This is a genomic window from Collimonas sp. OK607 (assembly GCF_900111995.1).
Lineage (GTDB): Bacteria > Pseudomonadota > Gammaproteobacteria > Burkholderiales > Burkholderiaceae_D > Collimonas.
This window is the reverse complement of sequence record NZ_FOKF01000007.1, coordinates 39,938-60,531: the sequence shown is the minus strand read 5'-3', so window position 1 is coordinate 60,531 and position 20,594 is coordinate 39,938. Positions and strand designations below refer to the sequence as shown.

Annotated in this window: 18 protein-coding genes; 12 read left to right on the top strand and 6 right to left on the bottom strand. The window is 58.3% G+C overall.

The features are described 5' to 3' along the window. The first annotated feature begins 6 nt into the window (after nucleotides 1-6). Together BM029_RS07060 and BM029_RS07055 are read left to right on the top strand one after the other, a co-directional pair. Nucleotides 7-1,173, top strand: coding sequence for a M20 aminoacylase family protein (locus BM029_RS07060; RefSeq protein WP_092434023.1), 1,167 nt, complete (start codon nucleotides 7-9; stop codon nucleotides 1,171-1,173). A gap of 8 nt (nucleotides 1,174-1,181) precedes the next feature. Further along, on the top strand, nucleotides 1,182-2,582 hold the full coding sequence (locus BM029_RS07055; RefSeq protein ID WP_092434266.1) for an L-serine ammonia-lyase: 1,401 nt from the start codon (nucleotides 1,182-1,184) through the stop codon (nucleotides 2,580-2,582). A 104-nt stretch (nucleotides 2,583-2,686) separates the two neighbouring features. Here the strand turns inward: BM029_RS07055 and BM029_RS07050 are convergent, their stop codons facing one another. Further along, nucleotides 2,687-2,941, bottom strand: coding sequence for a hypothetical protein (locus BM029_RS07050; protein WP_092434017.1), 255 nt, complete (start codon nucleotides 2,939-2,941; stop codon nucleotides 2,687-2,689). Between the two features lie 377 nt (nucleotides 2,942-3,318). Here BM029_RS07050 and BM029_RS07045 point away from each other — a divergent pair, with 377 nt between their 5' ends. The 3 genes from BM029_RS07045 (at nucleotide 3,319) to BM029_RS07035 (ending at nucleotide 5,377) form a co-directional block, all read left to right on the top strand. Then, nucleotides 3,319-3,654 carry a 4a-hydroxytetrahydrobiopterin dehydratase gene (locus tag BM029_RS07045; RefSeq protein WP_371329094.1) on the top strand — a complete coding sequence of 112 codons (336 nt, stop codon included), beginning with the start codon at nucleotides 3,319-3,321 and terminating at the stop codon, nucleotides 3,652-3,654. Between the two features lie 29 nt (nucleotides 3,655-3,683). Next, nucleotides 3,684-4,478 (top strand): SDR family oxidoreductase, encoded by a 795-nt coding sequence (locus BM029_RS07040; RefSeq protein WP_092434263.1) that lies wholly within the window; start codon nucleotides 3,684-3,686, stop codon nucleotides 4,476-4,478. Nucleotides 4,479-4,579: 101 nt separating this feature from the next. Continuing rightward, nucleotides 4,580-5,377: a DUF1223 domain-containing protein gene (locus BM029_RS07035; RefSeq protein WP_092434009.1), complete on the top strand. Its 798-nt coding sequence runs from the start codon at nucleotides 4,580-4,582 to the stop codon at nucleotides 5,375-5,377. A gap of 81 nt (nucleotides 5,378-5,458) precedes the next feature. Here BM029_RS07035 and BM029_RS07030 read toward each other — a convergent pair whose 3' ends face one another. From BM029_RS07030 to BM029_RS07010, 5 genes are all read right to left on the bottom strand, one after another. Next, nucleotides 5,459-6,817 carry an amidase gene (locus BM029_RS07030; protein WP_092434006.1) on the bottom strand — a complete coding sequence of 453 codons (1,359 nt, stop codon included), beginning with the start codon at nucleotides 6,815-6,817 and terminating at the stop codon, nucleotides 5,459-5,461. A 50-nt stretch (nucleotides 6,818-6,867) separates the two neighbouring features. Beyond that, nucleotides 6,868-7,554: a DUF2848 domain-containing protein gene (locus BM029_RS07025; RefSeq protein WP_092434004.1), complete on the bottom strand. Its 687-nt coding sequence runs from the start codon at nucleotides 7,552-7,554 to the stop codon at nucleotides 6,868-6,870. Between the two features lie 91 nt (nucleotides 7,555-7,645). After that, complete coding sequence (locus tag BM029_RS07020) at nucleotides 7,646-8,932, bottom strand: MFS transporter (RefSeq protein ID WP_092434002.1); 1,287 nt, start codon at nucleotides 8,930-8,932, stop codon at nucleotides 7,646-7,648. A 243-nt stretch (nucleotides 8,933-9,175) separates the two neighbouring features. Then, a complete protein-coding gene (locus BM029_RS07015) occupies nucleotides 9,176-10,126 on the bottom strand; it encodes a LysR family transcriptional regulator (protein WP_092414786.1) in 951 nt (316 codons plus the stop codon). Nucleotides 10,127-10,209: 83 nt separating this feature from the next. After that, a complete protein-coding gene (locus BM029_RS07010; protein ID WP_170851013.1) occupies nucleotides 10,210-11,208 on the bottom strand; it encodes a flavin reductase in 999 nt (332 codons plus the stop codon). A gap of 176 nt (nucleotides 11,209-11,384) precedes the next feature. Here BM029_RS07010 and BM029_RS07005 point away from each other — a divergent pair, with 176 nt between their 5' ends. The 7 genes from BM029_RS07005 (at nucleotide 11,385) to BM029_RS06985 (ending at nucleotide 20,578) form a co-directional block, all read left to right on the top strand. Further along, the gene (locus BM029_RS07005) at nucleotides 11,385-12,182 is read left to right on the top strand and encodes a TatD family hydrolase (protein ID WP_092433999.1); all 798 of its coding nucleotides are present in this window, start codon (nucleotides 11,385-11,387) and stop codon (nucleotides 12,180-12,182) included. 61 nt (nucleotides 12,183-12,243) lie between these two features. After that, nucleotides 12,244-12,777 (top strand): ComEC/Rec2 family competence protein, encoded by a 534-nt coding sequence (locus BM029_RS26570; protein ID WP_371329091.1) that lies wholly within the window; start codon nucleotides 12,244-12,246, stop codon nucleotides 12,775-12,777. After that, a complete protein-coding gene (locus tag BM029_RS26565; protein WP_371329090.1) occupies nucleotides 12,750-13,004 on the top strand; it encodes a hypothetical protein in 255 nt (84 codons plus the stop codon). The genes BM029_RS26570 and BM029_RS26565 overlap by 28 nt, the downstream gene beginning before the upstream one ends. Nucleotides 13,005-13,012: 8 nt before the next feature. Then, nucleotides 13,013-14,635, top strand: coding sequence for a DNA internalization-related competence protein ComEC/Rec2 (locus BM029_RS07000; RefSeq protein WP_371329089.1), 1,623 nt, complete (start codon nucleotides 13,013-13,015; stop codon nucleotides 14,633-14,635). Between the two features lie 135 nt (nucleotides 14,636-14,770). Beyond that, nucleotides 14,771-15,568 carry an alpha/beta fold hydrolase gene (locus BM029_RS06995; protein ID WP_092433996.1) on the top strand — a complete coding sequence of 266 codons (798 nt, stop codon included), beginning with the start codon at nucleotides 14,771-14,773 and terminating at the stop codon, nucleotides 15,566-15,568. A 314-nt stretch (nucleotides 15,569-15,882) separates the two neighbouring features. Beyond that, nucleotides 15,883-18,315: a penicillin-binding protein 1A gene (locus BM029_RS06990; RefSeq protein ID WP_092433994.1), complete on the top strand. Its 2,433-nt coding sequence runs from the start codon at nucleotides 15,883-15,885 to the stop codon at nucleotides 18,313-18,315. A gap of 244 nt (nucleotides 18,316-18,559) precedes the next feature. Beyond that, entirely contained in the window at nucleotides 18,560-20,578 is a 2,019-nt protein-coding gene (locus tag BM029_RS06985) for an alpha/beta hydrolase family protein (protein ID WP_092433992.1), read from the top strand. Nucleotides 20,579-20,594: the final 16 nt, after the last annotated feature.

The window sequence follows — 20,594 nt, the reverse complement described above, 5'->3', positions numbered from 1 at the left end:
AACCTTATGTACCGTGAACCTGAAATCGCAGAAGATACCCGCGCTCGAATGCTGGCCTGGCGCCGCGACATCCACGCCCATCCGGAAACCGCTTTCGAGGAGCATCGCACGGCGAACATCGTCGCGCAGGCGCTTAGACTGATGGGCATGTCCGTGCACCGCGGGCTAGGAGGCACCGGCTTGGTCGGCACGCTCAAGAACGGCGAGGGACCCGGCATCGCCTTGCGCGCAGATCTCGATGCACTCAACATGCAGGAGTTGGGCGACCACGAGCACAAGTCGACCTGCAACGGCAAGATGCACGGTTGCGGCCACGACGGCCACACCGCGATGCTGCTAGGTGCGGCCGAGCACCTGTCGCGCCACAAGCCGTTCAAGGGTACGGTACATTTTGTCTTCCAGCCGGCCGAGGAAAACGAAGGCGGCGGCCGCAAGATGGTCGAAGAAGGCCTGTTCAATCTGTTCCCGGCCGACGCGGTATACGGCATGCACAATTTCCCTGGCATGCCGCGCGGCCAGTTCGGGATCCGGACCGGCACGATGACCGCCTACCTCGACACTTTCGAGATCGACATCACCGGTAAAGGCTGCCACGGCGCGATGCCCGAAACCGGTGTCGATTCGGTGGTGATTGCGGCGCAACTGGTCAATGCGTTGCAGACTATCGTGAGCCGCCGCACGTCCGCGACCGAGTCGGCGGTGGTCAGCGTCACACAGATCCATGGCGGCGATACCTGGAACGTGATACCCGAAAACGTCGTGCTGCGCGGCACCGTACGCACGCTCGACGCGGCGATCCAGGACAACGTCGAGGCCATGATGGGCCAGGTTTGCACCGGCGTCGCGCAGATGAGCGGCGCCAGTATCGCGCTGGACTACCGGCGCGGTTATCCCGGCGTGGTGAATACGCCGGGCGAGACAGTTGCAGCGGTGGCCGCCGCCGCGAGCCTGGTCGGCAGCGAACAGGTGGATATCGATATCAAACCGGCGATGGGCTCGGAGGACTTCGCCTTCATGCTGCAGGAACGCCCCGGGGCGTACATCGGCATCGGCGCGGGGGAGGGCGAGAACCCCCATCCGCTGCACAACCCGTATTACGACTTCAACGACGCCATCCTGCCACTTGGCGCCGCTTACTGGGTGGCGCTCGTAAAGCGGCAACTTGCGGCATGAATGACGCTGTGATGCTGTCGGCCTTCGATATCTTCAAGATCGGCATCGGGCCATCGAGTTCGCACACGGTCGGGCCGATGCGCGCGGCCCACATGTTTGCACAGGCGCTCGAGCGCGATGGACTGCTGGCCGGCACGGCGCGGGTGCGGATCGATCTCTACGGTTCGCTCGGCGCAACCGGACGCGGCCATGCGACGGACCAGGGCGTGATCCTCGGTCTGTTGGGTGATGCGCCCGATACGGTCGAACCCGACACCGTGCAGCCTCGTCTGGATGCGTTGCGCCGCTCGGGGCAATTGATGCTGTTCGGATGTCATCCGATAGCGTTCAACCGTGAGCGCGACATCGCGTTCCTCGGTCACGAATCCTTGCCGGAACATCCCAACGCGATGCGCTTCACTGCGCTGGCAGACGATGGCGCGACGCTGGCAGATGCGTGCTATTTCTCGGTTGGCGGCGGCTTCGTTGTCGAAGGCAACGCTGCCGCCACCGAACCCGGCATCCAGGCCGCCGCCCACGCGTGGCCATACCCGTTTAGCACTGGCGACGAATTGCTCGCACAGGCCAAAACAAGCGGACTGTCGATCGCCACGCTGATGCTCGCGAACGAATGCATGTGGCGCCGGGAGGCCGAAGTGCGACAGGGATTGCTGCGCATCTGGCAGGTGATGAAGCAGTGTGTGCAGCGAGGCTTTGGCACCGGCAACCCGCAAGCAGCAGACCGGCTGCCAGGCCTGCTTGGCATTCGGCGCCGCGCGCCGGAGTTGCATCGGGACCTCAATGCGCGCGCTAGCAGCGCCGATGGGGAAGATCCGCTTGCGGCGATGGACTGGGTCAACGCGTTTGCAATGGCGGTCAATGAAGAAAATGCCGCCGGCGGCCGCGTCGTCACGGCACCGACCAACGGCGCTGCAGGCGTCGTGCCGGCTGTGATGCACTACTACGAACGCTTCATTCCCGGCGCCTCGGACGACGGCATAGTCGATTTCCTGCTGACCGCGAGCGCCATCGGCATGCTCTACAAGGCCAACGCATCAATTTCCGGCGCAGAGGTCGGCTGCCAGGGCGAGGTTGGCGTAGCCTGTTCGATGGCGGCCGGCGCGCTGGCCGCCGCGATGGGCGGCACGCCGGCACAAGTCGAGAACGCGGCCGAGATCGGCATGGAACACAACCTGGGCCTTACGTGCGACCCGGTCGGCGGCATGGTGCAGATTCCTTGCATAGAACGCAACGCGATGGGGGCGGTCAAGGCCATCAACGCGGCTCGCATGGCGCTGCGCGGCGACGGTAGTCATTATGTCTCGCTTGACGCGGTTATCAAGACCATGATGCAGACTGGCGAAGACATGAAGTCGAAATACAAGGAGACGTCGCTTGGCGGCCTGGCGGTCAACGTGGTGGAGTGTTAGCGCAGGGAAACGATCCGGATAGAAATGGAAAACCCGCGCGGACCGAAGGGCGCGCGGGTTCAAGGGCAAAATACGGCATCAAGCTCGACCTTGAATTTTCTTGTCTATTTCGCGAGGGCAGGTTGTGTTGCCGGAGCGGTGGCGTGCGCTGCGGTAGCCTGGTCAGCGGCTTTCTTGTTAGCCAGGTGGCGTCCCGCGACACAACCCCCAACCGCGCCGATCACCGCGTGATGACCCGCGTAGTGGCCGGCTACTGCGCCTACCGCGGCACCCTTTATGCAACCCTTGGCATTGGCGCCGCCGGCCGTACCAGCCAGTGCCAGCGCGCATAACGTTACGGCGATGATTTTCGAGTTCATGGTTTTTCCTTTGAAGATGAAGAGACTTGTCGCTGATCATTAACGCAATGGGCTGGGCAACCGGTTGACAACGCCTTATGGAAAGGCGTCTGCGTCACAATTGTTCACCTTTCAAATGGATAGATCAAGTGCCGTGCATTCTGCCTGTCGGCTAAGCTATGATTTTTATGCAAATTAGCAATCCCGGTCTGGTGCCGGATCCGGCCGCGCCATACAATTGTCGCAACAATCGCGACTGCAGCAGATACAACGAATAGTTGTTTCCCGTTCGATCCATTTAAATGCTGAAATTGTTGATTTCTTTGACCGAAAATTACCCAAATCGGACTGAGTAAGCTTTCGTGGCGCATCTTTTAAGCGTTCCGACGCTTCCAGTTATAGAATTGGAGTTTTCACGAACGGATACTTCAATGCCAAGCTCTACCCATATCGGCGCTGCCGCCGCCATTCAAGGCCTCACCACCTGGACTGCGGTGGACGGTCGCGATGCGATTCAAAAGACTTTCAAATTTGCCGATTTCAATGCCGCCTTTGGTTTCATGACCCAGGTGGCCTTGCTGGCGGAAAAGATGGACCATCATCCCGAGTGGTCGAATGTCTATAATCGCGTGGTGGTGGTGCTGACTACCCATGATAAGAATGGTGTCACCGACCTTGATGTGCGCCTGGCCCAATTCATGGACCGTCACGCCGGCGCTGCAGTCAAAAATTGAACAAACATGCAAAGCCGCAAAGGGGCGACATGACGAATGGCGTAAAGGATGTTGCAACTCCAGCCGTCGTGTTGATTACCGGCGCCGCCAAGCGGGTCGGGCGCGTGATTGCCGAACGGTTTGCGCAAGCCGGTTATGCTGTGGTGGTGCATTACGGCAGCTCGCAACAGGAGGCGCAGGATACGGTGCAGGCGATCGAAGCCGGCGGCGGCATTGCCGTCGCCCTGCAAGCGGACCTGCAGTCGCCGGATCAACTGGCCGCAATGATGACAGCCATCTATGCCAGGTTCGGCCGGTTGGACGTGCTGGTCAATTGCGCGGCGATTTTTTTTCCGGATACGCTGGCCGATTTTGCGCTGGAGGATCTGGAGCGTTCGTGGCAGGTGAATTGCCGGGCGCCGCTGCTGCTGACCCAGGCGTTTCACCAGCATGCCAAGGAGCGCTCACAGCAGGGAGTCGTGATCAACGTGGTGGATCAGAAGGTGCACGCCAATTTTCATCCAGAGGATTTCAGTTACACCGTGGCCAAGGCGGCATTGGGTAACCTGACCGCGATGCTGGCCATGTCGGCTGCGCCGGTACTGCGCGTCAATGCGCTGTACCCTGGTTTGATGACGACCAGCGGCGATCAGAGCCAGGCCGATTTCGAATATTCTGCGGCCCGCTCGACACCGCTCGGTTACATCGCCCCGATTACGGAAATAGCCGACGCCATATTGTTGCTGACCAGGCCATCTTTTAACGGTGCTGAATTTGTCGTGGATGCAGGGCAAAACCTGGTGCGGGTGGAGCGCGATGTGATTAACTTATATCGGGCTCCGTAGGTAGTCTGGCTCGGATTTAAGCTGATTCTTGATCTGATTTGTAAGGAAATGGCTGTCAGTGCGACCAAGCACCATGAAATACGATCAGCCAGGAGACTCAAGTGCAAATCCTTAATAATGTAACAAAAAAGCTCGCGCTAACTGCGCTTGCACTCGGCATTTCTTCCATCGCCCAGGCGCAGGACTATACAGCGCAAAGCCCGGCCTACCGGGTGGCGCTGGTCGAGCTGTATTCCAGTGAAGGCTGCAATAGCTGTCCGCCGGCCGACCAATGGCTATCCAGGCTTGGTGCCCAGGCCAAGGCAAACAAGGTGGTGCCGCTCGCGCTGCATGTCGATTATTGGGATAATCTCGGCTGGAAGGATCGGTTCGGCGACCACCGGTTTACCGTACGGCAGCAGGAATTGGCGGCATTTACCAAAAACCGTGTGGTGTATACGCCGGAAATATTTGTTGGCGGCCGCGAATTACGGCACTGGAATGTGAAAAACGATTTTGACGCTGCGGCTGGAAAAATAGCAGAGCAACCGTCGCCGGCCGATATTGCCATCAAATTATCAGGTACGGCAGCGCGCACGTTTGATTTGTCGACCAAGGTCAAGCTGCGGCAATCCTCCGGGGACGGGCACAATGCTTACATTGCCGTCTACGAAAACCAGTTGGTATCCAACGTTGCGGCAGGGGAGAACGGTGGCGTGACGCTGCATCACGACTATGTTGTGCGGCGCTGGCTGGGGCCCTTTGCGCTGAAGGACGGTGCGGTGCAGATCAATGAAAAAATCGCGCTTGACAGCATCGGCAAGGACGTTCGCGCGGATCGTTTCGGGATTGTTGCCTTCGTTCAGAATGCGAGCAGCGGTGAAGTGTTGCAGGTGGCCAGGCTGGCGGTTGATCGTTGATCGTGCGGTTGAAGATGCGATGAAAAAAACGCCGGATCAAATAATTTGATCCGGCGTTTTTTTGCTGACACTAAACCTGCTTCAGGCACTTGCCAGCGCAGCTTCCACCGCCAACCCGATTTCCAGGATTTTTCGATCATTGCCGCCAGCGCCAGCCAGCATCAATCCGACCGGCGCTTCACCGGCGGCATGACAAGGCAACGATAGCGCACAGCCATCGAGGAAATTGATTACAGACGGATTGCGCAAGATCAGGCCATTGGCAGCGTAATACGCATCGTCGCTGGCTTCCAGGACCGCGATAGTGGGCGCCACGATTGGCACGGTTAGCATCAGCAATGCATCGTAGCCGGAGATTCTCTGTTCGACCGCCGCGATCCATTGCTTGCGTGCGGCGAACAGGTCGATCAGGTCAGCTGCGCTGATTTCCTTGCCACGCAAGATACGTGAAATTACACGGGGATCGTAGGCAGCAGCTTGCTCGGCGATCAGCGCCCGATGCCAGGCATAGGCTTCGGCGCCGGTGAATCCGCCTTTCGCATTGATTGCAGCCAGCTCGGCAAATTCAGGTATCTCGACTTCCTCAATCAGCGCGCCGGCCGCTTGCAACCGCTGGCGCGCGTTGGCGAACGTCGCAGCGACGTGGCTATCGATACCATCCAGCACCACCGTGGTCGGCAGCGCCAGACGCAAACCGCGCAGGGAAGTTGGCGTCAGCTCTGGCACCGGTTCACCGGCCAGGATCGCATCAAGCGTAGCGCAGCAGGCGACGCTGTTGGCGATAGGGCCGATCGAATCCAGTTGTGTCGACAGCGGCAATACGCCTTGCAATGAAACCCGGCGCGCTGTCGGCTTGAAGCCGGTCAGTCCGCACAGTGCAGCGGGAATCCGCACCGAGCCGCCGGTATCGGAACCAATGGCTGCAACCGCCATGGCGTCGGTGACTGAGATCGCGGCGCCGGACGAGGACCCGCCCGGGATGCGGCCGTTGGCCCTGTCCCACGGATTGCGCGGGGTGCCGTAATGGGGATTGATGCCGAGGCCGGAATAGGCAAATTCGGTCATGTTGGTGCGGCCGACGATGACTGCGCCGGCTGCCACCAGACGCTGCACCACCAGCGCGCTAACACTGGCCGGCGCTGCATCGCGCAACGCTACCGAACCGGCGCGCGTGGTGCTGCCAGCAACATCGAACAAATCCTTGACCGAAATCGGCAAGCCGTCTATCGGCGAGCGCACCTGGCCGCTGGCGCGCAACAGATCGGATGCTTGCGCCGCGGCGCGCGCCGCCGTGGCATAAACTTCGGTGAACACCCGGCTGCCTTCGCCGGATGGCGCGAGCGCACGTTCCAGTGCAGCTTCGGTGAGTGCCGCCGAACTGACGCTATTTTGGCGCAGGGCTTCTGACAGGGTGTGCAGGGTAGGGGGCGTGGTAGTCATGCGGCCTCGGGAAATAAATGAAATTTGATATCCGACATTTGACAGCGGGTTTAAGCAACTTCAGGCAGTACTTCAACCTGGTAATGATGGCGCAAGGTGCGTTGCCGGCGCGGATCGAACAGTTCCATTGTAAATGACTGTGCCGGGCGGATGCCACCGATTGCACCAACGGTGCCGCAGGTCATGCCGCTGCCTGCTGGCAGCATGGCGGCGCCACCGGTGTAGCCGGCGATCAAATCCTGCGGGGTGCGTAGCGACACCAGCGGGCCTTCCTGATACAGCAGTTCCTCGCCGTTTTCTTCGATGTAGGAGCGGATCACCAGTTCATCCCAATAGTCAGCTACGTCGGCCAGACGCCAGGCACTGGTTGCGACCGGTTTCACGCATGCCTGTTTCGATAGCGCTACGCTGTGCGCTTCCAGCTTACGGTCGGTGTGGTCGGAGGCGATGCTGACATACAGTTCGCCATCCGCGGCAAAGACAAAGGTTTCCACTTCGCCGGATGAATCGGGGCCGACTACCTGCACCTGCTGCGCCTGGGTCAGTTGGTTGCTGGCGATGCGGTAATACAGCGGAACGGCGCTTGGACGCGAGATGCCGAGTGCTGCCAGTTCTTCGATGTGATGTTCGATGGCGGCGTGGTCGCGCCCGGCCCAGCCGGCTACGATCAGGGTGTTGATGTCGGTGTCCAGCTGACGCGGGCCTTGTTCGGTATCGATTTGAAAAGAGATATGCATGGTGATTCCAGCTATAAAGAGGCAACCGGCCCGGCGTTTAAGCCGAGCGGCGCGGATTTAAAATGAATGAGGAAAAGAAAAGGGTTTGTAACTACCGGACTTTTTTGATGAACAGTAAAACCAAAATCGTCGCGCAAAACTCTAGCGCCGCTACGAAGTAGAGACCGGAAGCCACGCTGCCGGTGGTGGTTTTCAGCGAACCGATCAGATACGGTGCGGCGAAGCCGGCCAGGTTGCCGATCGAATTGATCAGCGCAATGCCGCCGGCGGCCGCGGTGCCGGTCAGGAACGCGGCGGGAATCGACCAGAATACCGGGAATGCAGCCAGGATCCCGATGGCAGCCAGTGTCAACGCACACAGCGCCACCACCGCATTACCGATGAAAAATCCTGTCAGTATCAAACCGATGCTGGCCACCAGCGTCGCCAGTGCACAGTGCAGGCGACGTTCGCCGCTGCGGTCGGAGTGGATGCCGTTCCAGATCATGGCGATGGTGCCGGCCAGGAACGGGATGGCCGAGATCAGGCCGATCTGCAGATTGCCGACGACGCCGATTTCCTTGATGATCGAGGGCGACCAGAAGGCGATCGTGGCATTGCCGCTGACCACACAGAAATACACCGCAGCGCAAATCCAGACCCGGTAATTGCGGCAGGCGTCGCGCAGCGAAGCGTGTTTGTTATCGTGATTTTCAGAGGCCAGTGCGCGGGTCACGGCTTGCTGCTCAGTCTGGCTAAGCCATTTGGCGTTGTGCGGCTTTTCCGGCAGGTAAAGCAGTACCAGGATGCCGGCCAGGACCGACGGAATACCTTCCAGCAGGAACAGCCATTGCCAGTTGGCGAAGTGGCCGACGCCATCCATGCGGCTCATGATGAAACCGGCAATCGGTCCGCCGACCACGCCGGCGATTGCGAACGAGGTCATGAACAAGCCGTTGACGCGAGCCCGCCGTGCAGCCGGGAACCAGTAGGTCAGGTACAACACCACGCCTGGGAAAAAGCCTGCTTCGAACACACCCAGGAAGAAGCGGATTACATAGAATGTCGCCGGTGTCTTGACGTACACCATGGCCATTGAGGTCAGGCCCCAGAGAATGGTGATGCGGGCCAGGGTTTTGCGGGCGCCGATTTTTTCCAGCAGCAGGTTGCTGGGTACTTCAAACAGGAAATAGCCGATAAAAAAGATGCCGGCGCCGAGACCGTAGATGGCTTCGCTGAATTGCAGGTCCTGCAACATTTGGAGCTTGGCAAAGCCGACATTGACCCGGTCTATCCATGCCAGCACGAACAGGAATACCAGGAATGGAATCAGCCGCCAGGCGATTTTCTTGTAGGTATCTTCCAGCGCAATCGCTGCATTATTGATGTTGTTGCTCATTTGATGTCACCCGAAAATGGATTTGCTTCGCAGCAATTGGCGAAGGATGGCGCGGTGTTTCTGTGACGACCGTCACCGATGGCCAGATGTATTGCAAACAATCTTGGCTACCGGACGATTTGAGTATGCGCAGTCGATTAACGGCTGTCCAACAAGAAATTGTCAGCGCGATTGAATGGAAAATCTTATGAGCAAAAGTGGGGCGCTAGGGAGGGATGCGCGCACAAATGGTGCCACACCTGCCTAGGCAGGCGGAAAGGGGAGTTCCAGCGGACCGGCCGGCAGCCTGGCGATTTCAGGTCCCCAATTCAGTGCGAATTCGGAAGCGGTTTCCTGGGCGATGCTGGCAATCGTTTCAGTCAGCGCATTTTCCGGATCGTTGCGGAAGGAGGCCATCAGCAACAAAGCCGGGAAATCGGCGTCGACCCGCAGCAGTTGCAAGCTGCCGTCATTGAGCTCGCGCTGGATGATCGCCGGCGGCACCACGGCAACGCCGAAGCCATCGCTGACCAGCCGTATCATGGTCGCCACCGAAGTAATGCAATTGATGTGCAGCGAGCCGCGTTCGCTGTTGGAAAACAGTTGTTCGATGATGGTATGGGGCCCGGAGTTGCGGGCAAAGCTGACCAGCGGGAAGGCCGCCAGATCGGACAGACTCAGGGTTTCGTTGCCGATTTCCAGTTTGCTGCTGCCGACCCAGCGCATCGGCAATTCGCACAATTTGAGATTGCGGATATTCGGCGCGATCACCGGTTCCGCCTGCAGTACAAGATCCAGATCACCCTTGCTGAACTGCTCGCGCAAGTGGATGGTGGTGTCGCTGGCGATTTCGATTTCCAGTTGCGGAAACAGTTTGTGGATGCGGCCGATCAAGTCCGGGAACCAGCTATGGACGATCGATTCGATCACGCCTATCCGCAGCACGCCCGAATAGTTGTCGCGGGCCGACATGTCTTCCTTCATTTCGCGCATCAGCTTGACGATGCGTTCGGCATACACCAATGCCTTGCTGCCATCGGTGGTCAAGGCAACTTCGCGCGCGCCGCGATCGAACAGGCGCACGCCGAAATCCTGTTCCAGCGTGGCGATGCGGCTAGATACCGCGGCCTGGGTGGTATGCAGTTTTTCCGCCGTCAGCCGGAAATTTTTCAATTTCGCCAGCCAGACGAAAGTTTCGAGGAAGCGGATGTTCATCGGCGCTGTCGAGAGTCGATCATGGGTAAAACTTTAGTGTAGCGCATTGCCGTTCTTTGCACGCTCTTGCTCATGCTTCTTGCTCACTCACCCGGCAACTTGCCTTCGTCGGTCAGCGTAATGAAGCGCCGCAGCAGCGTGCGCAAGGCGATGGTGTCGACTGCGCCCAGGCTGCCCAGCAATGCGAGCTCGGTTTGCTTGCCTGCATTGGCAATTTCTTGCGCCAGGGCCTGGCCGATGGCAGTCAGGTAAAACAGTCCGCGCTCGTTGCGCTCGCCCTGATCCACCACCACTTGCAACAAGCCGCGCGCGGTCATGTCGTCCAGCACATTGATCAGCGGCGTGTGGCCAGCGTAGACGAACAGGCGGTTCAGCTCCGCCAGGCTGCGGCCGTTACGCGCGGCCAGCGTGTTCAGCACGAAAAATTCGGCATCGTTCAAGCCCTGCAGTGCGCCGAATTCACGCAGCTTCCCATATAAATGGAAATAGGCGCTGCCGAGCAGGTAACTCATCGAATTTTCATCGAAACTGTCGGAAGCAGCGGTCGCCTTGATCAAGGCTTCTGCTTCATCGGCCAGTTCCTTGCGGGTGGCGATGGCGTAATTGCCGCGCTGGTAAACCAGAGGGGCGATGTCGGAATGTTCAAAGTGCATGACTTCGCCGACCATGATGATATGGTCGCCGCCATCGTAGCGGTAGGCGGTCTTGCATTGCATGCGGGTAGTGCAGCCGTCCAGCAGCGGCGCGCCGCCCATGCCGGTTTCGAGGTCGAGACCGGCGAATTTGTCGTGCGCGCGCTTGCTGAAATGGGTGGCCAGCTGGTCCTGGTCATGCGACAGGATATGCACCGCCCAATATTCGGCGGCTTCGAAAGCCGCCAGGCTATTGGACGATTTTGACAAGCTCCACAATACCAATGGCGGATCGAGCGAGACCGAATTAAAGCTGTTGGCGGTGACGCCAATCAGTTTGCCATCGGACGAGCAAGCGGTAACGATGGTGACGCCGGTGGTGAAGGTGCCCAGGGCATTGCGGAATTCGCGCTGGTCGAACGGGGGTGACGGCTGGTGTGCTGTGGACATCTGCATTGCTTTCTAACAAATACTTTTTGGCATCATGTTATCAGGCTATGGGCCGGAGCGACGGATTGTTTATCCGGATGCTTATATAAGTGCATTATCAGCGCATGCTAGGATAACAATCTATCAAGCCTTGTCTTTACTATTTGCTCTTCCTATTTTTTTGAAAAGATCATCCGATGTGGATAGATACCCACTGCCATCTCGATGCCGCTGAATTTGCCGGTGAACAGACGCTGGTCGCGGCGGCGGCGCAGCAGCAGGACGTCAGCTGGATTGTGATTCCGGCGGTGGAACGTGCCAATTTCGCGACGGTCGCCGCACTGGCTGCGCAACTGCCTAATTGTACTTATGCGCTGGGCATACATCCCTTGTACGTGCCGCAGGCCGAAGAAACCGATTTGCTGGCATTGCGCGATACGATCGCTGCCGCCGTGTCCGACCGGCGTTTTGTAGCGATCGGCGAAATCGGCCTCGATTTTTTTGTCCCCGGCATGGAAAGCGGCCCTTTGCGTGAAAAGCAGGAGCATTTTTACGTTGAACAGCTGAAACTGGCGCGCGAATTCGATTTGCCGGTCTTGCTGCACGTGCGCCGCTCGCAAGACATTCTTCTCAAACATTTGCGCCGGATCAAAGTCCAGGGTGGCATCGCCCATGCATTCAACGGTAGTTTCCAGCAGGCCGAGGCGTTCATTGGCCTGGGTTTCCGGCTCGGCTTTGGCGGTGCGATGACATTTACGCGTGCGCTGCAAATCCGCCGTCTGGCAGTCGAATTGCCATTGGACGCGCTGGTGCTGGAGACCGACGCGCCCGACATGTCGCCCGCCTGGCTCCATCCCGGCATTAACCATCCTCAACAGATTCCCCGCATAGGCGCTGTACTGGCCGAGCTGCGCGGGATGGCCGTACCTGAACTTGCGCAGGCAACTGCCGCCAACGCCCGCGCCGCATTGCCGCGTCTGGCGGCCCTGGTTTAAGTAGCGCAAGGCGGCGAGTCTGCGCAGCGCCGTCATAGGGTTCGTGCTAGGTGTTGCATTTTTGCAAACCAGGGCGTCGCTGCCAGACGTTTGGCTATTGTGCGGATTGCTGCTGCTGGCGATATTGCCGGCCGTGACCGCCCGCAAAATCGGTCATCCATGCCTCAAATCAGCCGTGAACATGCTGGCCGGCGCCTTGTTCGGTATAACCTGGGCAGCACTGCTTGCCCAATATTACCTACAGCATGAGTTGCCGTCGGCATGGGAAGGGCGCGACATCTCCGTGATTGGCACGGTTGACAGCTTGCCGTCTTATTTCGAATCAGGTGCCCGTTTTACTTTTGCCGTAGAGAAAGTTCTGGATCAGGACGGCGTTTCACCAATCGTTCCAAAACGCCTGGCACTGGCCTGGTACCAGACTGCGGGTCAACCGCTGCCGGTTCAAGTACAACCCGGCGCACGCTGGCAACTGACTGTGCGCTTGAAGCGTCCGCACGGGAACGCGAATCCGCCGTTTTCGACTATGAAGCATGGCTGCTGGAGCGCAATCTGCGCGCCACCGGCTACGTGCGTTCCGATCAGAAGCTGGCGTTGAAGAACCGGCAGTTGCAGGCATTCGTATTCAGTCCCGGCAACCTGATTCAAGTATTGCGCAGCCGTTTGCGCGAGCGGATTTTGCGAGCCTTGCCAGAACATCGTTATGCCGGCGTGCTGGTGGCGCTTGCAGTGGGTGACCAGCGTGCCATCGATCAGTCCGACTGGGAGGTATTCAATCGTACCGGCATCAGCCACCTGGTCGTACAATACTGCATATCACGATGATTGCCGGCATGTTCGCGGCAATCATGGCGGCGCTGTGGCGCCGCTCCTTCTTCACCAAAGCAGCCTTGCCTTTGCTATTGCCGGCGCAAAAGGTCGCCGCATTGAGCGGAGCGCTGGCGGCGCTGTGTTACGTACTGCTGGCGGGATTCGGCATACCGGCGCAACGCACCTTATACATGTTGCTGACAGTCGCGCTGGCTTTGTGGAGTGGCCGCATCGCCAGCGTTTCGCATGTGTTGTGCGTCGCCCTGGCGGTGGTCTTGCTGGTCGATCCCTGGGCGTTGTTATGGCCGGGATTCTGGCTGTCGTTCTGTGCTGTCGGCGTGATCCTGTACACCAGCGTCGGCCGTAGCCAGAACGTGGCTGTAGAAGGGAAATCACGCATCGTGCGCTTCCTGGGCGTATTAAAAATGGCCGGCGCCACCCAATACGCAGTGACCATCGGCTTGCTGCCGTTGACGACGTTATTGTTTGGCCGGGTATCGTTGATCGGCCCGCTCGCTAACGCCCTGGCGATTCCGCTGGTCGGTCTGGTGGTCACGCCGTTGACGTTGTTTGCCAGCGTGCTGCCGGCGCCGCTGTCGACCTGGCTGTGGCGTGGCGCGCATGCATTGATTGAGCAGCTGGCGGTTTTTCTGAACTGGTTAAGCGCTTTGCCATTTGCTGTATGGCAAGCGGCGCTGCCACAGCCATGGACTTTTGCATTGGCGCTGCTGGCTACTTTGTGGTTGCTGGCGCCGCGCGGATGGCCGTTGCGCTGGCTGGCGCCGATCGGCTGGCTGCCTTTGCTGCTGGATAACGGCAGTCGTCCCGGCGCCGGTGAAATGTGGGTTACGGCGCTGGATGTCGGCCAGGGAATGGCGGTACTGATAGAAACCGCCGATCACCGCTTGCTGTACGACAGCGGTCCGGCTTATTCACCCGCATCGGATGCCGGCAGCCGCGTCATTGTTCCTTACCTGAGAGCGCGCGGCATCACCGGGCTGGATGCGCTGGTGGTGTCGCATAACCACGATGACCATTCCGGCGGTGCATTGTCGATCATGAATAGCGTCAAGGTGAACACCGTGTATTCATCCCTGCCGCTGGAGCACCCGATTGTCAAGGCTGCAGCAGATCACCGGCGCTGCCATGGCGGTCAAGACTGGCAATGGGGAGGCATGAAATTTGACATGCTGTATCCGGATCTCGATCACTATTCGGTGCGGGAAGCGGCGCAGGCAGCGTCGAGGAGACATAATCCGAATGCCGACAGCTGCACCCTGAAAATCACCCACCGCAAACACGTCGTTCTATTGCCGGGAGACCTGGAAACGGCACAGGAAAGGAAAATCATCACCAGTCACGCCGGACAGTTGAAGGCCAACGTATTGTTAGCGCCTCATCATGGCAGCGGTACTTCGTCTACCGCTGCGTTCCTGGCGGAAGTCGATCCGCAAATCGCCATGTTCCAGGTCGGCTATCGCAACCGCTTCCGCCACCCGCAACGACAAGTGCTGGAGCGTTACCAGGCTTTGGGGATTGAGACCTTACGCAATGACCAGGATGGCGCAATCATGTTGAAATTCGGTGAAAACATTGTCGCCGATACGTATCGTGAGCAGCACCGGCGCTATTGGTATGGCCGTTGACGGTGCAAGCGGTAGCAATGCGGTTCTGAGCGCCAGCTCTAAAATTCCCTTTGGAACATAGCTGTTTTGGGTTTTAAATGAGACCCCATCAAGACAGGTCCGCTGTTTTATTTATGAAATACATGAAATAACCTTATGCACCCGATTTTGCACTTCATTCACGGCAACAGCTTTCCGTCAGGAACTTATCGGCAGTTCCTGGAGTATCTGGAATACGATTACGACGTGCGCTCGCTCGACATCCACGCCCATAATCCAAAGTATCCCGTCACCGACGGCTGGCCGGCGCTGGTGCAGGAATTGATTGATGAACTGGCGGCGCGTTATTCGCAGCCGGTGATCCTGGTCGGTCATTCGATGGGCGGCGGCCTGGCCTTGCTGGCGGCGCACCAGCGTCCTGACCTGGTCAGTTGCGTGGTGATGCTCGACACGCCGGTAGTGGTCGGCTGGCGTGCAAGCTTGTTGCGCGGCGCGAAAGCGTTGGGACTGGATAACCGGGTATCGCAAGCCAGGTTCTCGGCCAAACGGCGCAATCTGTGGCCCAGCGCCGAAGCTGCCTACCAACACTTCGCCGGCAAGCAGGTGTTTGCCAGTTGGGCGCCGGAAGTGTTGCGCGATTACATTACCTACGGGCTGGAAGAAGACCAGGGCAACATGGTCCTGCGCTTTCGGCGCGATATTGAAACTGCTGTCTACCGGACCCTGCCGCACAATATGGGTAACGTCCTGAAGGGCGGTTTTCCGGTGCCGATAGGTTTTGTCGGCGGCGTCGACTCGGTCGAATGCCGGCAGGCCGGACTCGACGCGACCAAGCGCCTGGTCGGGAAATATTTCAGGCAGATCCCTGGCGGCCACCTGTTTCCGATGGAAACTCCGGAACTGGCTGCGGCTACCACGCGTCAGATGATTCAGTCCCTGTTGGGCTCTCGCTAATCTGTGAAGAACCCTTTTTATTCGTAGGGTGGGCACGCTTTTGTGCCCACGCGTGAATTCAATCCACGCACTGGCCTATTTCCGTGCCGCGGAGGCCCTTACTCCGGATATCGCGGTCACGCGTGGGCACAAAAGCGTGCCCACCCTACGTCCGTCCTATTTTTACCATTGCTTATCGGTAATCCGTGAAGAACCGAAATTTAGTGGTCATCTGGGTAGGCGGGGCGCTTATTTATTGGTAACAATTAGTAGCCATTCGAGGTCCAGTGCCCGGCATGTTGTAGGATACAGGGCTATTTCCATCGAATATTGCTATGTCATCAACACAGAAAACCAAGCAAGATCCAAATAAGTCCCGCTCTGGCCAGACCGGGAAAAACGGCAAGGGCAGCGTTGCGCACGCGCTGTTGCTCACCATCGGCGGCCTGGTTGCGGCCGGCGTGGTCATCGGCGGCTTGCTGGTGACGTATGCGCTGGTAGTCATGACGCCACAATTGCCGGCGCTCGACGCGATCACCGACTATCGGCCGAAAGTGCCGCTGCGCATCTACACCGCCGACCATGTCTTGATCGGCGAGTTTGGCGAGGAACGGCGCAGCCTGGTCAAGCTGGATGATATTCCGGCGGACATGAAGAATGCGGTGCTGGCGATTGAAGATGCGCGCTTTTATCAGCATGGCGGCATCGACGTCATCGGCATTCTGCGTGCCGGCCTGACCGATATCTTGCATGGCGGCGCTTCGCAAGGCGCCAGCACCATCACCATGCAGGTAGCCCGCAACGTTTTCTTGTCGAGCGAAAAAACCTATTCGCGCAAGATCTATGAAATTCTGCTGGCCTACAAGATCGAGACGGCGCTGAGCAAGGATCAGATTCTTGAGGTCTACATGAATCAGATCTACCTGGGCCAGCGTTCCTTCGGTTTCGCCGCCGCGGCACGTACCTATTTCGGCAAGGACTTGAAAGACATCACCCTGGCCCAGGCAGCGATGCTGGCCGGATTGCCGAAAGCGCCTTCTGCCTACAATCCGGTGGTCAATCCGAAGCGCGCGCACATACGCCAGCAATATATCCTGAAGCGCATGCTCGACCTCGAGTTCATCACCAAGGAACAGTATGATCAGGCGGTGACGGAAGATATCCAGGTCAAGACCAAGGGTAACAACTACAGCGTGCATGCCGAGTACGCCATCGAAATGGTGCGCCAGATGTTGTACGCGCAATTCAAGGAAGACACCTACACCCGCGGCCTGAGCGTCATCACCACCCTCAATGCAGCCGACCAGCAGGCGGCGTATGACGCGGTACGCAAGGGCGTCATGGATTACGACCGGCGCCACGGCTATCGCGGTCCGGAGGCAAGCATCGAGTTGCCGGCCCCTGGCGACGAGCGTGACCAGGCGGTCGAAGATGCCTTGCAGGACAAGCCAGACAATGACGACATCGTACCGGCCGTGGTGTTGAGCGCCGACGCCAAGCAGGTGCAGGTGATGTTGCGCAACGATAATGCTGTCACCATCAGCGGCGAGGGCTTGCGCCTTGCCGCAGCTGCGTTGAGCCCGAAAGCCGGCAAGAATCTGCGGATTCAAAAAGGGTCCGTGATCCGCGTCATCAATACCGCCAAAGGCTGGCAAATCACGCAATTGCCGCAGGTCGAAGCCACCTTGGTGTCGCTGACGCCGCAAAGCGGCGCTATCCGCGCACTGGTAGGCGGCTTCGATTTCAACCAGAATAAATTCAACCATGTGACCCAGGCCTGGCGCCAGCCTGGCTCGACGTTCAAGCCGTTCATATATTCGGCAGCGCTGGAAAAGGGCTTCGGACCGGCGTCCATCATTAACGACGCGCCGGTATCGTATCCCGGTGGACCGGGCCAGCCCGCCTGGGAACCGAAAGACGACGATCAGCCGGACGGCCCGATGCCGCTGCGCACCGGCTTGCAACGTTCGAAGAATCTGATATCGATCCGTTTGCTGGATGCGATCGGCGTCAAATACGCGCAGGAATTCGTCACCAGCCATTTCGGCTTCGATATCGACAAGACTCCGCCTTATCTGCCGCTGGCTCTGGGTGCTGGACAAGTCACGCCGCTGCAACTGGTGGGCGCCTACGCGGTGCTGGCAAATGGCGGTTACAAGGTTAATCCTTATTTGATCGCCCAGGTAACCGACTCACGCGGCGCCGTATTGACCAAGGTCGAACCGCAGATTGCGGGCCAGAATGCCACGCGGGTACTGGATCCCCGTAACAGCTACATCATGACCAGCCTGCTGCAATCGGTGGCGCAACGCGGCACCGGCGCCGGCACCAACGTATTGCACCGTACCGACCTGGCTGGTAAGACCGGCACCACCAACGATGCCTTTGACGGCTGGTTTGCCGGTTATCAGAACAGCCTGGTGGCGGTGGCCTGGATGGGTTATGACCAGCCCAAGACTCTGGGTAGCCGCGAGTTCGGTGCGCAACTGGCCTTGCCGATCTGGACCGAGTACATGGGGCGCGCCTTGCGCGGCGTGCCGACCTATCAAATGCCTATGCCGGATGGCATCACTACCATCAACAATGAGTTTTACTTCGATAATTTCACGCCGGGCAATGGCTTCATCGCTTCGCTCGGGCTGGGAGCAGGTGCTGCGGCTCCTGTCGAAATCGGCCCTGATGGCCTGCCGGTACCCGGGCCTGTGATGCCGATTACTCCGCAAGAGGATGAGAAGCAAAATATTCTCAAGTTGTTTGGCGGCCATTGAGGCGACGCGAAGTCTGTAAGACAGTCTGAAAACAGACCGGCAATACTCGTTAAGGGTATTGCCGGTTTTTTTTGTAAATCGGGCAGCGGTCATCAAAGTATTTTGATGCCGCATCGATAATCACGTAGTTTATTTGCCGAAAGGCAACTAAACTACGTGCATTTCTGCAAGCGTCAAATAGTTGTAATCAGTAGTGAAGACCCGCCCCGGTAGTTAACCAACAGCCAGCCCGAAGGAAGATTCAATGCCTCATGGTTTTCGTAACTTGCAAGGAATCCGGCGGTTCTCCGCGATATTGATGCTGTCGTTGTCCGTAATGTGCGGTACAGCCGGGGCACAAGCCCCAGCCAGCTTACCCAGCGTTGCCAGTTTCTTCGAGCTTCCAACTCTGAGCAGCGCGCAGTTATCTCCCGATGGCCGTTACGTTGCGATGCTGGTGCCGCTCAAGGGCGGCTATGTGCGGCTTGGCGTGATGGATGTTGTCGAGCGGATTCCGAAGGTAGTTGCGAGTTTCGACGACGCCGATGTCAGCGGATTCCATTGGATCAACAACAACAGGCTGGTGTTTGAAGCCGGAGACAGGTCGATCGGCGTTGGTGACCAACATCGGGGTTCGGGCTTGTATGCAATCAATCGTGATGGCACTGAGTTCAGGCAGTTGGTAGAACGTTCTTTCCAGCTATTGGCTGCACGTAGCAATAACGTACACGGCCCGTTGTCGGCAAATAATCTGTTCTACGCGACGATCAACGACTCGGGCGATATCTATCTTCTCCAATTTGACGTGACTTGGGGAAATGTCGCAAAAAGTCAGGCAGTAAGACCGGTAGGTTTACTGCGCCTCAATACCAAGACAGGTCGCTCCACCATGATTGAACGTCCCGGCGTGACCACTGCCTGGCTGATAGACCGAAAAGGAGAGCCCCGCGTAGCCACCACGACTGATGGCGAAATGGCGTCGGTGTTTTATCGGGATCCGGAGCAGAACCAATGGCGCAAGCTGACAGAGTTCAATGCCTATACCGGTGACGGGTTCACTCCCTACTTTTTTGGCCCGGACGGTACGCTGTATGTCAGTGCACGCCACGGTACCGACAAAGTGTCCTTATATCGTTATGACCTGAATAAAAAGAGCATTGATCCGGAGCCCGTGGTATCGCTCAAGGATTACGATTTTTCCGGAAGCATCGTTTATAACGATAAGAAAATCCTGGGCGTACGATTTGAAACCGACGCCGACGATACCAAATGGCTGACTCCGGAAATGCAGGCGATACAAAAATCGGTCAACGACTTGCTGCCGTCGACGGTCAACCAGATCAGCGTTGCCTATCATCCGGAGACGCCGTATGTGCTGGTGCAATCGTTTTCCGATGTCCAGCCGGCGGTATATTTTCTCTATGACAGTGCGGCGAAAAAATTGACGCTGCTCGGCAGCTCCATGCCGCACATCGATCCGCAGCAAATGTCGGCCAAGGATATGGTGCGATATAAAGCGCGCGACGGCCTGGAAATCCCAGCCTATCTGACCATGCCTAAGAATGCTGGCAAGAAGAATCTGCCGCTGGTGGTGCTGGTGCATGGCGGGCCGTTTGTGCGTGGCGGCTCGTGGCGCTGGAATCGTCAGGTGCAGTTTCTGGCGTCGCGTGGCTATGCGGTGCTGGAGCCGGAATATCGGGGCAGCACCGGCTTTGGCTGGAAGCATTTCAGAGCCGGCTGGAAGCAATGGGGCCTGGCCATGCAGGATGACGTCGCCGATGGCGCCAAATGGGCGATCGCCCAAGGTATCGCCGATCCGAAGCGGATTTGCATCGCTGGCGCCAGCTACGGCGGTTATGCCACGTTGATGGGATTGATCAACGATCCTTCGCTGTATCGTTGCGGAGTCGAATGGGTCGGCGTTACCGATATCAACCTGATGTATGACGTCAACTGGAGCGATATGTCCGTTGAGTATCTGAAATACGGCATGCCATTGCTGGTCGGCGATCAGGAGAAGGATGCGGCACAACTGAAAGCTACCTCGCCGCTGGTCAACGCGGCGCGCATCAGGCAACCGTTGCTGCTGGCTTACGGCGGCTCCGATGTGCGCGTTCCCATAGTGCACGGAACCAAATTCCGCGATGCCGTCAAGGCAAGTAATCCGAACGTCGAATGGATCGAGTATCCGGAAGAAGGGCACGGCTGGCGGCTGCAGAAAAACAATGTCGATTTTTGGACGCGCGTAGAGAAATTCCTGAATCAGCAGATCGGCAAACCATAATTTGTAATTTTGTAGT

What these genes read in the sequence shown, in the direction of transcription:
- BM029_RS06990 (WP_092433994.1), top strand. Translation starts at nt 15,883, where the DNA reads ATGTCATCAACACAGAAAACCAAGCAAGATCCAAATAAGTCCCGCTCT.
- BM029_RS07020 (WP_092434002.1), bottom strand. Translation starts at nt 8,932, where the DNA reads ATGAGCAACAACATCAATAATGCAGCGATTGCGCTGGAAGATACCTAC.
- BM029_RS07010 (WP_170851013.1), bottom strand. Translation starts at nt 11,208, where the DNA reads ATGTCCACAGCACACCAGCCGTCACCCCCGTTCGACCAGCGCGAATTC.
- BM029_RS07005 (WP_092433999.1), top strand. Translation starts at nt 11,385, where the DNA reads ATGTGGATAGATACCCACTGCCATCTCGATGCCGCTGAATTTGCCGGT.
- BM029_RS07025 (WP_092434004.1), bottom strand. Translation starts at nt 7,554, where the DNA reads ATGCATATCTCTTTTCAAATCGATACCGAACAAGGCCCGCGTCAGCTG.
- BM029_RS07015 (WP_092414786.1), bottom strand. Translation starts at nt 10,126, where the DNA reads ATGAACATCCGCTTCCTCGAAACTTTCGTCTGGCTGGCGAAATTGAAA.
- BM029_RS06995 (WP_092433996.1), top strand. Translation starts at nt 14,771, where the DNA reads ATGCACCCGATTTTGCACTTCATTCACGGCAACAGCTTTCCGTCAGGA.
- BM029_RS07040 (WP_092434263.1), top strand. Translation starts at nt 3,684, where the DNA reads ATGACGAATGGCGTAAAGGATGTTGCAACTCCAGCCGTCGTGTTGATT.
- BM029_RS07030 (WP_092434006.1), bottom strand. Translation starts at nt 6,817, where the DNA reads ATGACTACCACGCCCCCTACCCTGCACACCCTGTCAGAAGCCCTGCGC.
- BM029_RS07060 (WP_092434023.1), top strand. Translation starts at nt 7, where the DNA reads ATGTACCGTGAACCTGAAATCGCAGAAGATACCCGCGCTCGAATGCTG.
- BM029_RS07050 (WP_092434017.1), bottom strand. Translation starts at nt 2,941, where the DNA reads ATGAACTCGAAAATCATCGCCGTAACGTTATGCGCGCTGGCACTGGCT.
- BM029_RS06985 (WP_092433992.1), top strand. Translation starts at nt 18,560, where the DNA reads ATGCCTCATGGTTTTCGTAACTTGCAAGGAATCCGGCGGTTCTCCGCG.
- BM029_RS07000 (WP_371329089.1), top strand. Translation starts at nt 13,013, where the DNA reads ATGTTCGCGGCAATCATGGCGGCGCTGTGGCGCCGCTCCTTCTTCACC.